The sequence below is a fragment of the Nostoc sp. LEGE 06077 genome (genome assembly GCF_015207705.1).
Classification (GTDB): Bacteria; Cyanobacteriota; Cyanobacteriia; order Cyanobacteriales; family Nostocaceae; genus Nostoc_B.
Window position 1 is genome coordinate 32,361 of the sequence record NZ_JADEWI010000015.1, and the last position, 12,032, is coordinate 44,392.

The 12,032-nt window shown below is 40.6% G+C and carries 13 protein-coding genes; 6 read left to right on the forward strand and 7 right to left on the reverse strand.

Going from position 1 to position 12,032, the window contains the following annotated elements; translation table 11 throughout:
• Window positions 1-72 precede the first annotated feature (72 nt).
• Together IQ244_RS12635 and IQ244_RS12640 are read left to right on the forward strand one after the other, a co-directional pair.
• On the forward strand, window positions 73-978 hold the full coding sequence (locus tag IQ244_RS12635; protein ID WP_193894453.1) for a M23 family metallopeptidase: 906 nt from the start codon (window positions 73-75) through the stop codon (window positions 976-978).
• Between the two features lie 119 nt (window positions 979-1,097).
• On the forward strand, window positions 1,098-1,631 hold the full coding sequence (locus IQ244_RS12640) for a late competence development ComFB family protein (RefSeq protein WP_193894455.1): 534 nt from the start codon (window positions 1,098-1,100) through the stop codon (window positions 1,629-1,631).
• A 70-nt stretch (window positions 1,632-1,701) separates the two neighbouring features.
• On the opposite strand, the gene IQ244_RS12645 is transcribed toward IQ244_RS12640, so the two are convergent.
• Window positions 1,702-2,496 (reverse strand): L,D-transpeptidase, encoded by a 795-nt coding sequence (locus IQ244_RS12645; protein WP_193894457.1) that lies wholly within the window; start codon window positions 2,494-2,496, stop codon window positions 1,702-1,704.
• A gap of 1,022 nt (window positions 2,497-3,518) precedes the next feature.
• Here IQ244_RS12645 and IQ244_RS12650 point away from each other — a divergent pair.
• Together IQ244_RS12650 and IQ244_RS12655 are read left to right on the forward strand one after the other, a co-directional pair.
• Window positions 3,519-4,175, forward strand: coding sequence for a sigma-70 family RNA polymerase sigma factor (locus tag IQ244_RS12650; protein WP_193894459.1), 657 nt, complete (start codon window positions 3,519-3,521; stop codon window positions 4,173-4,175).
• A 172-nt stretch (window positions 4,176-4,347) separates the two neighbouring features.
• Window positions 4,348-4,974, forward strand: a complete 627-nt coding sequence (locus IQ244_RS12655) for an anti-sigma factor family protein (RefSeq protein ID WP_193894461.1) — start codon at window positions 4,348-4,350, stop codon at window positions 4,972-4,974.
• 1 nt (window position 4,975) lies between these two features.
• On the opposite strand, the gene IQ244_RS12660 is transcribed toward IQ244_RS12655, so the two are convergent.
• Entirely contained in the window at window positions 4,976-5,410 is a 435-nt protein-coding gene (locus tag IQ244_RS12660) for a gamma-glutamylcyclotransferase family protein (protein ID WP_193894463.1), read from the reverse strand.
• A gap of 80 nt (window positions 5,411-5,490) precedes the next feature.
• On the reverse strand, window positions 5,491-5,856 hold the full coding sequence (gene folB, locus IQ244_RS12665) for a dihydroneopterin aldolase (protein ID WP_193894465.1): 366 nt from the start codon (window positions 5,854-5,856) through the stop codon (window positions 5,491-5,493).
• A gap of 124 nt (window positions 5,857-5,980) precedes the next feature.
• On the opposite strand from folB, the gene menD reads away from it, so the two are divergent.
• Complete coding sequence (gene menD, locus IQ244_RS12670) at window positions 5,981-7,711, forward strand: 2-succinyl-5-enolpyruvyl-6-hydroxy-3-cyclohexene-1-carboxylic-acid synthase (protein WP_193894467.1); 1,731 nt, start codon at window positions 5,981-5,983, stop codon at window positions 7,709-7,711.
• A 184-nt stretch (window positions 7,712-7,895) separates the two neighbouring features.
• Here menD and IQ244_RS12675 read toward each other — a convergent pair whose 3' ends face one another.
• From IQ244_RS12675 to IQ244_RS12685, 3 genes are all read right to left on the reverse strand, one after another.
• Window positions 7,896-8,708, reverse strand: coding sequence for a hypothetical protein (locus tag IQ244_RS12675; RefSeq protein ID WP_193894469.1), 813 nt, complete (start codon window positions 8,706-8,708; stop codon window positions 7,896-7,898).
• Window positions 8,709-8,753: 45 nt separating this feature from the next.
• Window positions 8,754-9,422, reverse strand: coding sequence for a hypothetical protein (locus IQ244_RS12680; RefSeq protein ID WP_193894471.1), 669 nt, complete (start codon window positions 9,420-9,422; stop codon window positions 8,754-8,756).
• Between the two features lie 153 nt (window positions 9,423-9,575).
• On the reverse strand, window positions 9,576-10,397 hold the full coding sequence (locus tag IQ244_RS12685) for a DUF2887 domain-containing protein (RefSeq protein WP_193894473.1): 822 nt from the start codon (window positions 10,395-10,397) through the stop codon (window positions 9,576-9,578).
• 110 nt (window positions 10,398-10,507) lie between these two features.
• Here IQ244_RS12685 and menB point away from each other — a divergent pair, with 110 nt between their 5' ends.
• On the forward strand, window positions 10,508-11,341 hold the full coding sequence (gene menB / locus IQ244_RS12690; protein ID WP_193894475.1) for a 1,4-dihydroxy-2-naphthoyl-CoA synthase: 834 nt from the start codon (window positions 10,508-10,510) through the stop codon (window positions 11,339-11,341).
• A 191-nt stretch (window positions 11,342-11,532) separates the two neighbouring features.
• Here the strand turns inward: menB and IQ244_RS12695 are convergent, their stop codons facing one another.
• The gene (locus tag IQ244_RS12695; protein WP_193894477.1) at window positions 11,533-11,874 is read right to left on the reverse strand and encodes a hypothetical protein; all 342 of its coding nucleotides are present in this window, start codon (window positions 11,872-11,874) and stop codon (window positions 11,533-11,535) included.
• Between the last annotated feature and the right edge of the window lie 158 nt (window positions 11,875-12,032).

The window sequence follows — 12,032 nt, forward strand, 5'->3', positions numbered from 1 at the left end:
GGCTGTGGTTAAAAAACCTGAGAGCCATCTGGTCTGTTTGTGAACAAAAGTAAGGGATTATATTGTATTTCTATGGCTATCGAGAATCGCGCGAGAAATTCTCAGAGTTGGCAAGTAAGTCGCCACACCACCAATTTTTTCTATGGGATATTTGTATCTTTCCCCCTAGCCTTGGCATTGCCAGCAGCGGCTTTGCAAGTCCAGTTATCTCCCACTAATCCGCAGTTGGGAGATACTCTGTCTGTAATGGTTGATGTCACTCAACAAGATAATCAGCCACCAACAGTGGTAGTAGGCGAAAAAACTTACCCAGCTTTTGCCGTTTCCCCGAATAAATATCGCGCCTTCATTCCCACAACTCCCCTAGAAACAGCAGGAACGAGAACCTTAAAAATCGCCGGAGATGGTCAAGTCAAGAACTTAAGCGTCAAATTGCGATCGCGCAAGTTTCCGATACAACGCATCACATTACCACCAGGCAAATCTGCCGATGGCGCTACTGAGTATGAACTCAAGCGTGTAGCAGCTTTCAAAGCCTTGCAAACACCAGAAAAATATTGGGACGGTAAATTTCTTGCCCCAAGTAAAGCCCGGATTAGTACAATCTATGGCGTACGTCGTTACTATAATGGTAAATTTGCTAAGGATTATTATCATCGGGGTGTTGACTACGCCGGAGGCACAGGTTCACCTGTAACTGCTCCAGCATCTGGGCGAGTTGCTTTAGTTGGTAAAGTGTCTCAAGGCTTCCGCATTCACGGTAATGTAGTTGGCATTGATCACGGTCAAGGAGTGACAAGCATATTCTTACATTTAAGTCGCATTAACGTTAAGGAAGGCGACTTTGTGAAAGCTGGTCAATTAATTGGCGCAGTGGGTTCAACAGGTGCTGCTACAGGGCCGCATTTGCACTGGGGTTTATATGTCAATGGCCAATCTGTTGACCCAGTACCCTGGCGAACACAGGTTTTTGAATAATAAATGTGAATTAATATTGTGTGTGCATAATTTGTAGATTATGCACCGATAATTGGGCAAGATAAATTGGATTTGTACCGTCCTTACCTTACTTGGGTGGCTTAAACAAGATGAGCGTTATGAGTATTGAAAAAATTGTAGAACAAGCTCTTCAGGATGGTTATCTCACACCAGCAATGGAAGCAGAAGTTGGGCGAATTTGTGATAACGCATCGGAACTCTCGATAGAAGAGTATATGGCCCTAGATCGATTAATGGGAGCCTTATTAACTGGTGAGGTAGTGGCGGTGCCTCGCAAACAATTTATCAACGTCATGGAAGAATTAGTCTTGACTGAAGCGATCGCCCGCGTCGCTGAAATTGAAGCTACCAGCGAAAGTTCTCTAGATGTGGGTGATATCGCCGCTTATGCCCTCAACCGCTTACCACCTTTATATGCCACCACAGAAGAAGGTGCTAACTATCAACGTCTACGTGCTAAAGCCGACCTACAAGAGTTGATTTCCCAACAAGTCAGTGAAGCCATCGGTCGTAACCTCGACCAACCAAACGATAATAGAACACCATTTTTGCCCAAAAACACTGGTAATGAAGTTCTCCGCCAAGTTAGTAACTTACTTCAAGTTTACGCCCCTAGCTTTGAGCAAAAATAAATTAGAGTCAATAGTCAATGGTCAATCTGTTTTGACTAGAGACTCTTGACTAGGGACTGTTGACTCTTGATTAATCACGCACTGTTACCAATGTGCCAACTTTAACTTGGTCATATAACAAACGCACATCAGAATTACGCATTCTCAAGCAACCGTGAGAAATAGCCGTCCCCAGCAGGTGGATATCCGGTGTGCCGTGAAAGCCAATTTCGTTGCGTCCATCTGTCCAAAAACCAATCCAGCGTTCACCTAAAGGACTATCAGTTCCTGGCGGAAAGACTTTGCCAGTGATGGGGTGTCGCCAGATCGGGTCATGCTGCATATTCATCACTTCAAAAGAACCCGTAGGTGTTTCCCAGCCTTTCTTGCCTACAGCAATTGGGTAACTAGCTATAACTAAATCTCCTTGATAAACATAAGTGCGGCGATCGCTTAAATCAACTACTACTTGTGTTTTCAATCCCAATTTATTAGAAGTTTTTTGTTGATTGGAAAACTGGGTAAAAAAGGAGCGCGGTTGAGCATCAGGATTGAGATTTTCTGTTTGTTCTGCTTCTAAAGCAACTAATTGCTTGTTATTGGGTATATCAGTGTCCCTAGCTACATTTTGGATAACTGTACCCGACTTATGATGAGGCAAAATGTCAGAATTCCCTTGCGGATTTTGCCCCCTCAACGGTTCACCAGCAGTTGTAGATGCACCAAAAGCTGTTTCCCCTATACTTCCAGGAAATTTCCGATTAGTGGCTAAATTATCTGACTGTTGTTGCGTTGTTGTCACTCGCCAATGGACAGCTAACGATAAGATGGCTGTGCCAAAACAGAGAAACATTGCTATTCGCGTTACAGATTCATTTCTTACCATTGCGATCGCCTATTATTTATCCCTGACAGATCCATCTCTTGGAATAATTGAATGCGCTCATCATCCAATTATCAATAATTTATAAATACTTATCTGTTTCCTTATAAATTTGCCAATCTTTCTGGGCAAACTAAGTCTAAGCGAATGTCCCAGCAAATAAGACTTCTGGTGAGAAACCTTGATTCCTGTAAAGACCGAGCGAAGGTTTCTTCCGTTCAGGCTTTTTTCTAGAACTCTCCAAGTGCGGGAATCAATTATTAATGGTGTGGGTGGGAGGAAATCCATGTTTGAAAAACTATTGCTTGCAATCACAATCACATTTTCCATTAATTTCTTTCTTCAAGTGCGGATACCAAATCCAACTAATACTGGTGCTATTTATCAGGAACATCCAGAAAAAAATACAATTCTGGTAACTAGACCGGAAAAATAACATTCCTTTTAAAGGATGCCAGCAGAAATTCATAATTCCTGACTCATAATGAATAATTATGAATTTCTGCGAGCTTCATAATTTCTGGAAACAATCACCAGAACCAAGATTCTACTCTACCCTTAGTGAAGTTACCACGATCTCTAAAACAGTCTAACGGCTTCTCTAACATCAATTCAGTATTAAAAGTAGAAGCTCAGAAATTTAGCTATTTGTCTGTCAGCAGATCCAGATTTTTCCCATCCAGCCTGACTTGCTCCCCTTAACCTCTGATCACGTCATCTCAAAACTAGTGACTATAACCCAGTGATGGGAATGCACACAAACTTGAATTTGTCAAAGGTAAATAGTCAGTTGCGATCAGCAGCACAATTATACGTAAAATACCTATGAGTATAAATGTGGTCTTATCCCACTGAAATTGCTACTTTTCGGGTAAAAACTAGAGTTTATCACTGTTCGGGCTAACAGAAATCTCATCCAGATTCTCCACTTTGATGTTCCAGTCATTAATCCGGCACTTAATTGCGGAACATCCAGTCAGTTAATAGGTCTAATAGTAAGGGATGATTTAAAGCCAATACGATCTATGAGTCAATCGATTGCTGTATCCTGGTCAACGGTTGATGCGAAGTGTTCAGAAGCATCGGTGCAAGTTGACAAACTCTCAAATCACGATCTAATTTTGCGCTGTCAAGTGGGATTGCGTCCAGATCGTGTTGCGTTTGCAGAACTCCTGCGCCGCTATCAGACCCAAGTTGATCGAGTTTTATACCATTTGGCTCCAGATTGGGCCGATAGAGCCGATTTGGCTCAAGAAGTGTGGATTCGAGTGTATCGGAATATTAACCGATTGCAAGAACCCGCTAAATTTCGCGGCTGGTTAAGCCGGATTGCCACCAACTTGTTTTACGATGAATTGCGGAAACGCAAGCGGGTTGTCAGTCCCTTGTCTCTAGATGCTCCCCGCACCCTAGAGGATGGGGAAATGGATTGGGAAATTGCTGGTGACACTCCAGGCCCCGAAGAGGAGTTGACCACTAGAGAGTTTTACGAGCAATTACGAGAGGCGATCGCCGATTTACCAGAAGTGTTTCGCACTACAATTGTCTTACGAGAAATCGAAGGCATGGCTTATGAAGAAATTGCCGAAATTACAGGGGTTTCCTTGGGAACGGTAAAATCGAGAATAGCCAGAGCAAGATCCAGATTGCAAGCTCAATTGCAAAATTATCTGGATGCCTAAATTACAGTTTATTTCTTTTGTTTAATGCCAGAATTTAAACATTGATTAAGAATTGTCAGGAATCAAAAAGCGTGCTTCTGCCGTCATAGAGAAACAAATCATGAATTTCTCGATGAATTTCTGAGAATTGCTGGCTTGGTTTACCCGTATATGAATTAGTAATAATGTTAAGATGACTACTGATTCTCAGTTTAACGACCGTTCCCATTTGCAATTTCTTGGAGATTTGTCAGAAGGGATGGATCAACATACCAATGAATCAACGGGTACTATGAATATGGTGAAGCGCGATCGCTTCGAGTTATTAAGTGCATACCTCGATGGAGAGGTAACAGCTACAGAACGCAGGCAAGTAGAAGAATGGCTGGCAAATGATGCCTCCGTTCAATGTCTGTATGCCAGATTATTGAAACTGCGGCAAGGTTTACGGACTCTACCAGTCCCAGATACCGCACAATCACCAGAAGTCACAGCCCAAAAAGTATTTTCACGTTTGCGCCGTCGTTCGCGTTTAGCCTGGACATTTGGTGGTGCGGCGGTTGCAGCTTGTGTGATTAGTGTAGTTTCTGGTTTGCTACCTGGGAGTGAAATTAGAACACCGCAGTTGGCTCAAAAACCGCAAGTAGAAGTAGAAGAATCTACACCAGTTGCTAAAACGCCGCCTACGCCTGCTGCACCGCTGATGGTGGCCTTAAATAATCCCGTCATCGAAATTCCGAAAGCAGCAGTTACTACACCAGAAAAAACTATTGACCTCACACAGCCTGGACTGGAAAAAATTGAGCCAGACTTGAATTAAATTAATTTTCAGTGAGCGTTAAACCGCAGCTACTCCACCAACCATCGGCTAAAAGAGTACCATTTAATTGGTTAACAAGCTCTAAGGTCATCAGATAAACCCAAGCTAAACCCAGAACATCGCCTTGTGGAGTGTAAACTTCAATTTCTTGGCGATTGTAAAAGTTTTCTGTGATTGGTCTATTGGGTTGGTAATCTTCTAGATGATCTAAAGCTTGTAAAATTTTTGGTTCAGCAAAAGAAAGCAAATAGCCGTGGACTTGATTTTGTCCCGGTGTCACGGCTGGGTAGCCCAAAGGCAAAGCAAACAGTTTGCCTGGTATAACTGCCCTTTGAGCATTTACCATTTTTCCTGCACAGTATTTTTGATAATTAGCTTCACCGGGTTTGAGTGTACCGTAAACAAAAACCCGCACTTCTTCAGAAATTTTTGTCATTGGCTAAGGTGGTCATGTTTCAGGTTTATCAGTCAAGGTAGTTACAGTAAAAGTCTTTTAACTCTGTCCCCTGTAGCCTGTCACCTTTTCCCTGTTCTCGTCAATTCAATACTAATTTTGCCGCCGAAATCAGGAATAGGTGCTGCGGGTTTGGTGACGACGACTTGGACTTGCGTGACGCGATCGCTCTGTTGCAAGATAGTGTCGGCAATTGTACCTGCTAACTTTTCGAGTAAAGCGAACCGGGATGTTTTGACTAAATTTTGAATAGTACTAATGACACTGCGATAATCCAGAGTATCGGCGATCGCATCAGTTTCCCCAGCTTGGGACAGATCTAACCATAACTTGATATCCACTTCAAACCATTGTCCTAAAACCTGTTCTTCTGGTAAATATCCCGTGTAGCCATAGCAGCGAATTCCCGTTAAATAAATACAGTCCATTGTGTTTGAGATAAATTGCCATACAAAATTTAACAAACAACAGGTGGAAAACCTATAAATTCACTAAAAGTCAGTCTGGGAGAATGTCACAATTGAATATTGTCTGATAGCTATCTGGGATTTGATGCTGGTCGCCTATAGGAATGTTAATCAACTTTGGGCTTTTGTCTTGACGGAGACATTAAAGCGTCTAGGTTTAACTTGTGCTGTAATTTGTCCTGGTTCTCGTTCTACACCCCTAACAGTTGCCTTTGCTCAACAAGTACCAGATATTGAAGCTATATCTATTCTCGATGAACGCTCTGCGGCTTTTTTTGCCTTGGGAGTAGCTAAAGCCACCGGACGACCTGTCGCACTAGTTTGTACGTCTGGGACAGCAGGCGCAAACTTTTATCCCGCAGTAATTGAAGCTAAAGAAAGTCGTGTACCACTGCTAGTATTAACTACCGATAGACCACCAGAACTGCGAGATTGTCACTCTGGTCAAACCATCGACCAAGTGAAATTGTATGGTAGTTACCCAAATTGGCAAGCTGAGTTAGCTGTACCATCCCCAGATATGTCAATGCTGGGGTATCTGCGGCAAACGGTAATTTATGCTTGGGAGAGAACGCAAGCACCAACAAAAGGGTCAGTACATTTAAATATTCCCTTCCGTGACCCTCTTGCACCAGTTCCCGACGGTACTGACTTTCAGTTTGACCCAGAAGTATTCTTCGCCGCAGTTACAAATACTCTCCCCACTCCCCACTTTCAATTTCCCATTCCTCAAGTATGGCAAAATTGCGATCGCGGGATAATTATTGCTGGAGTTGCTCAACCCCAAAATCCTGAAGATTATTGTAGAGCGATCGCTACACTTTCCCAAACTCTGCAATGGCCTGTCCTCGCTGAAGGACTTTCGCCACTGAGAAATTATGCTGACCTCAACCCTCATTTAATTTCCACCTACGACCTGATTTTACGCAATCAGCAATTAGCAAAGCAGTTAGCACCAGAAATGGTAATTCAGGTGGGAGATATGCCTACCAGTAAAGAATTACGGACTTGGTTAAGTGCTACACAACCCCAACGCTGGGTAATTGACCCTAGCGACCAAAACCTTGACCCTCTCCACGGAAGAACGATTCATCTGCGAATCAGTGTAGATCAGTTGGGGATATGGGAAAGCGACAAAGAGAATTTACCATCTGAATATTTGCAAAATTGGTGTATTGCAGAAGCGAAAGTCAGAGTCACGGTTGACCAGACTATGGCGAAAATGGAATATTTATTTGAAGGTAAAGCGGCCTGGTTATTATCTCAAACACTACTACCAGGAACACCTTTATTTATTGCTAATAGTATGCCTGTGCGGGATGTAGAGTATTTTTGGCAACCCAATAATTTAAGAGTGCAAACATATTTTAACCGCGGCGCTAATGGGATTGATGGCACATTATCCACCGCTTTAGGAATTGCTCATCATCAACAAAGTAGTGTCATCTTGACAGGAGATTTAGCGTTATTACATGACACCAATGGTTTTTTAATCCGCAATAAATTTGTTGGTCATCTCACAATTGTTTTAATTAATAATAACGGCGGGGGCATTTTTGAAATGTTACCCATCGCAAAATTTGAACCGCCATTTGAAGAGTTTTTTGGCACTCCCCAGAATATTGATTTTGCTCAATTGTGCGTTACATACGGTGTACAGCATGAATTAATTACTTCTTGGGAAGAATTACAGAGAAAAATAAATCCATTACCAAGTCAAGGAATTCGAGTTTTAGAGTTGCAGACAAATCGTAAAGTTGATGCTAAATGGCGACGGGAAAATCTAGGTAATATTGCAAAAAATCTTAATATTTAACTATTTTGTTAGTGTTGATGAATCGGCTTATAAATTATGATAATTATGTGAAGGCTGGTATTAAAAGTAAAACTGCTTGTAGTCAAGCAGTTGAAGTAGTTTAGCCATTTATCGATATTACTTAGCTACATAATATTTTTCTAAAATAAGCTTCTTTACCCTTTAAGCTAAAGAATTAACATAACTATTCTGATTCATCAATCATTTTTTCATATATATTATTAACATCTTGATCGTAAATTCTGCTTAAAACGCTATCTTCAGACATAAATTCTATTAACTCTTGGGCCTTTATATTTAAATGCCCAGATTTTCTAAGAAAATTTTCTAGATTAACTTTCATAAAAATATTATCATTAATAAGAATTTTGAAAGTATGTCCCCATATAGTAAAAGCTTCAATAGTTAATAATTGCTCAAATCTCTTAGGTGGAATAGTATGAGATGGAATAGTAAATGATTTTTTAACCACTTTAGGAGGAAATTGCATTATTATACCTGGGTCAAACTCTTTTTCAATTTCATGCCTCGTAACAATTATGGGGTATATACTTTCATCTGGTGCAATTCCTTTTAATAATATATGTCTTAGCTTATCCTCATGAATTCCTAATTTATATAAACAATGATAGGGATGTGATGATACTGACAAACGCCATAAAATAGATAAAATAGCAAGTTTAAATTCATTATACCTAATCCCTTCAACCTGAATAAAATTTTCTTCTAAAATCGGAAATTTTAAATATTTACTTTTCTTGTTTCCAAAATCAACTAAATCTCTTTTTAGAAAATTTTCCCACCTAGAAAATCTTTGTTCGCAATTGTGGCATAATAGTTTTTCCTTAATTCCAGTTTGAATAAATTTAAGTTTAGTATCTTTTAAAGATAGAAAAACCATTCTATGCAAATTATCATATATTTCTTCATAAAATGTTTCTGGTATTATATGTGATTCTCTTAAATCGGTATTTTTCAGGCAAAGTTTACAATACATCCTTCGTTACTTATAAGGATTTCAAAAAAATTTTCTTGCAATCAATTAAGCAAAACCACCATATAATCTTGCTCTGAGGGCGCAAATATAAAGAATGGCTGGAATGACTCTTTTATAATTAGGGCCTGTCAATTGCCATGCAGTGAATAGTCCTGCACCTATCCACCCAACTGGCCCGATAATTACAGCTATTGTACTTGACATTGTTGTGTAGGCAACAAAGGGTAAAGTAACTCCTATTATTCCCGTAAGTGTGCCTAACGTTGTTGAAGCTAGTAAGTAAATACCAAAACCAGACAATTGAGCGCCTGTTAAAGCAAGAAAAATACTAGTACTTCCTAATAATTCACTTCCTTTATCAAATTGTGATGCTGTTTTTCTTAACTGCTGTTCGATTTCTTGCTTTTGTTCTGGTGTCATTTTCTCCAACATTGTGGCCATCACCTTCTGTGCAATTTTTATCTCCATCTCACTAGCAGATTCATATTTACCACATTTGATTTTTAACTTTTTAGCAGCTTTCTTAACTATTTTGTGATAACTGGGTTGATCATCACATATTTCGTTAAATATATAAATTGCAGCATCTTGACTTGCCTCCCATAGACGATTAACAATAGCATCGACTGTTGGTTTTGAGGCTTTAAGAATATCTGCCAATGCTTTCCTATCCTCTAATGAAGCACGATCTAGTAAAGATTTAAGGTCATTCATATTTTTATACCCTTTAAGATAAGCAATCCTAATAATAGGATTCCCAACAGTATTGTTTATATCTCAGGGCTGAATATAACAAGGCTAAAAAGCTACTTCATCAAGGAAACCATTTCTCGCTGCCATAATCGTTTTACTGTAGTAATATCGCTCTCAACTAGTAGCGTGTGCCTGTAACCAAGTTTCTAAATCCGCGATCGCCACAAAATCCAACAAGGCTTCACCCAATGCTTCTAACTGTTCTAAAGACAACGCCTGAATCTGGCGCTGAAGTTCATCAGAAATTGTACCTACTCGTCGGTTTAACTGTCGGAGAATGAGCGATCGCGCTTCTTGTTCTCGTGCTTCTCGAATAGCCCGTGGTTCTTCTGAAATCAGTCCCAACATTGCTTCAATCTCCTCTCGGCTTAGGGTAGAAAACTTGTAGAGTATAATCGTCGTCACTAAATTTATTATCGCTTGTTCCGATTGTTGCTGTGCTTGTTCTAGCAGATACCGTGCTGCTTCCACTGCTTCGGTTTCAGGCGTTGTCGTCAGCAACATCAAAGCCAATCCTAAAGGTTGTTGTCGTAAATCGCCTAATTCATCCAAATACACTCGCCGGACTTGATTGCTTTGTAACAATGCTTGGTGAATCCGAGGATTTGAGGGTTCTAAATTACGTGAAGGAAAAATAATCACGCCAAACCAGTCATCATAACGAATCAAGTGGCGGTAGAGAAACAAAAACAATTCGCTAAAAAAGCGATGATACAAGTCTTCATCTTTTTGAAACTGCACTTCAGCAAAGAAGACAACTTTGGATGCTGCATTAGCTGGAGGTAGAAACACTCCGTCAATTCGGAATGCTGTTTCTTTAATTTCCACCGATTCAAATAGATAATTTTCAGCTTCTGATGGTGGTTGATCTACTAATTCAAACAGCAAACCGGGAAATTGTTGGAATAATTTGTAGAAAATAGAGTCGCGGCGCATTTTGATTGTAAGTCAATTACCAGCCCTGATTTTACTGGAGAGAGGAAATTTTAGCGATCGCTTCTCAGTCCGCGATAAAATTCTCAAGCACAATAGCGCAATTCTTTCTCATGCAAGTTAACTGGCAATCTGTCAAAACCTACGAAGATATTCTTTATCACAAAACCGATGGTATTGCAAAAATCACCATCAACCGCCCACACAAACGTAATGCTTTCCGTCCGAAAACTGTCTTTGAATTGTACGACGCGTTTTGTGATGCCCGTGAAGATACAAATATTGGAGTAGTTCTATTTACTGGTGCTGGCCCCCACACTGATGGTAAGTATGCTTTTTGTTCTGGTGGTGATCAAAGTGTGCGAGGGGAAGGGGGTTATGTAGATGATGCGGGAATTCCTCGCTTGAATGTGCTGGATTTGCAGCGCTTGATACGTTCGATGCCAAAAGTCGTGATTGCTTTAGTTGCGGGATATGCGATCGGTGGTGGACACGTTTTACACTTGATTTGTGACCTCACCATTGCGGCGGATAACGCTATTTTTGGTCAAACTGGCCCCAAAGTCGGTAGTTTTGATGGTGGTTTTGGTGCTAGTTATCTCGCCCGCAGTGTTGGGCAAAAAAAAGCGCGAGAAATTTGGTTCCTCTGCCGTCAATACAATGCCCAAGAGGCGCTAGATATGGGTTTAATTAACTCTATTGTGCCAGTAGAAGAATTAGAAAATGAAGGTGTTCAATGGGCGCAAGAAATTTTACAGAAAAGCCCGATCGCCATTCGCTGTCTCAAAGCCGCATTCAACGCCGATTGTGACGGACAAGCTGGTTTACAAGAACTGGCGGGGAATGCAACTTTACTTTATTACATGACAGAAGAAGGTGCTGAAGGCAAACAAGCATTTTTAGAAAAGCGATCACCCAATTTTCGTTCCTTCCCTTGGCTACCTTAAAAATGGCAAAAATCGCACCTTTGAGGCATACCAATTTGAGCTTAGGTATTTTGGAGTTGTCAAGAAAAGCTTTTTGAGAAAGTTTTCCATTCACAAGCCAAAATTGGTATGAGGTGCGATTTTCGGAGATGTCAACGTTTACAGCACTAGCAATTTTCAAGAGAAATATTTTTTATGTCTATAAACCAAGTCTAATAAGAAATAGTAGCTAAATTAGCACTTACTGTTTTAGTCTTAGCCTCAGCCTCTTCAGGAATTAAATTAACGATTTCCTCAATCGGCACAACCGTTATATTGTCAACAACAGCAACTAGAGGATGGGAACTCTCTAAGACGGGTGTTCCATCTGGCAAACTCCACGAATCTTCTAAAGTTTCCCAAGAAGGTGCAAAAGGTGGAAGAGCTAAAGAACAAGCTTTCCAAGCGGCTTGCACAGGCGCTCCCAACTGTTGACACGTTCCGCCACGGCGGCCTTCTGGTTTGTAATGACGACAATATCTACAGGCAGATGTCAAAAAGTTTATCGGTTTCATTTGAGTTCATCTTTAGTGCTGTTCAGGGCTGTCTTACATATTTATATTCTGCGCCTAGATATAAATACGTAATATTGCCAGCAAATTATTATTTACTCTGGGTTCTAGCGATCCCAACAGAAAAATAAACTTCAGGATGTTTTTAGAATCTTGTTATA

What these genes read in the sequence shown, in the direction of transcription:
- IQ244_RS12645 (WP_193894457.1), bottom strand. Translation starts at nt 2,496, where the DNA reads ATGGTAAGAAATGAATCTGTAACGCGAATAGCAATGTTTCTCTGTTTT.
- IQ244_RS12650 (WP_193894459.1), top strand. Translation starts at nt 3,519, where the DNA reads ATGAGTCAATCGATTGCTGTATCCTGGTCAACGGTTGATGCGAAGTGT.
- IQ244_RS12675 (WP_193894469.1), bottom strand. Translation starts at nt 8,708, where the DNA reads ATGTATTGTAAACTTTGCCTGAAAAATACCGATTTAAGAGAATCACAT.
- IQ244_RS12695 (WP_193894477.1), bottom strand. Translation starts at nt 11,874, where the DNA reads ATGAAACCGATAAACTTTTTGACATCTGCCTGTAGATATTGTCGTCAT.
- IQ244_RS12640 (WP_193894455.1), top strand. Translation starts at nt 1,098, where the DNA reads ATGAGTATTGAAAAAATTGTAGAACAAGCTCTTCAGGATGGTTATCTC.
- menB (WP_193894475.1), top strand. Translation starts at nt 10,508, where the DNA reads ATGCAAGTTAACTGGCAATCTGTCAAAACCTACGAAGATATTCTTTAT.
- folB (WP_193894465.1), bottom strand. Translation starts at nt 5,856, where the DNA reads ATGGACTGTATTTATTTAACGGGAATTCGCTGCTATGGCTACACGGGA.
- IQ244_RS12655 (WP_193894461.1), top strand. Translation starts at nt 4,348, where the DNA reads ATGACTACTGATTCTCAGTTTAACGACCGTTCCCATTTGCAATTTCTT.
- IQ244_RS12685 (WP_193894473.1), bottom strand. Translation starts at nt 10,397, where the DNA reads ATGCGCCGCGACTCTATTTTCTACAAATTATTCCAACAATTTCCCGGT.
- IQ244_RS12680 (WP_193894471.1), bottom strand. Translation starts at nt 9,422, where the DNA reads ATGAATGACCTTAAATCTTTACTAGATCGTGCTTCATTAGAGGATAGG.
- menD (WP_193894467.1), top strand. Translation starts at nt 5,981, where the DNA reads ATGCTGGTCGCCTATAGGAATGTTAATCAACTTTGGGCTTTTGTCTTG.
- IQ244_RS12635 (WP_193894453.1), top strand. Translation starts at nt 73, where the DNA reads ATGGCTATCGAGAATCGCGCGAGAAATTCTCAGAGTTGGCAAGTAAGT.
- IQ244_RS12660 (WP_193894463.1), bottom strand. Translation starts at nt 5,410, where the DNA reads ATGACAAAAATTTCTGAAGAAGTGCGGGTTTTTGTTTACGGTACACTC.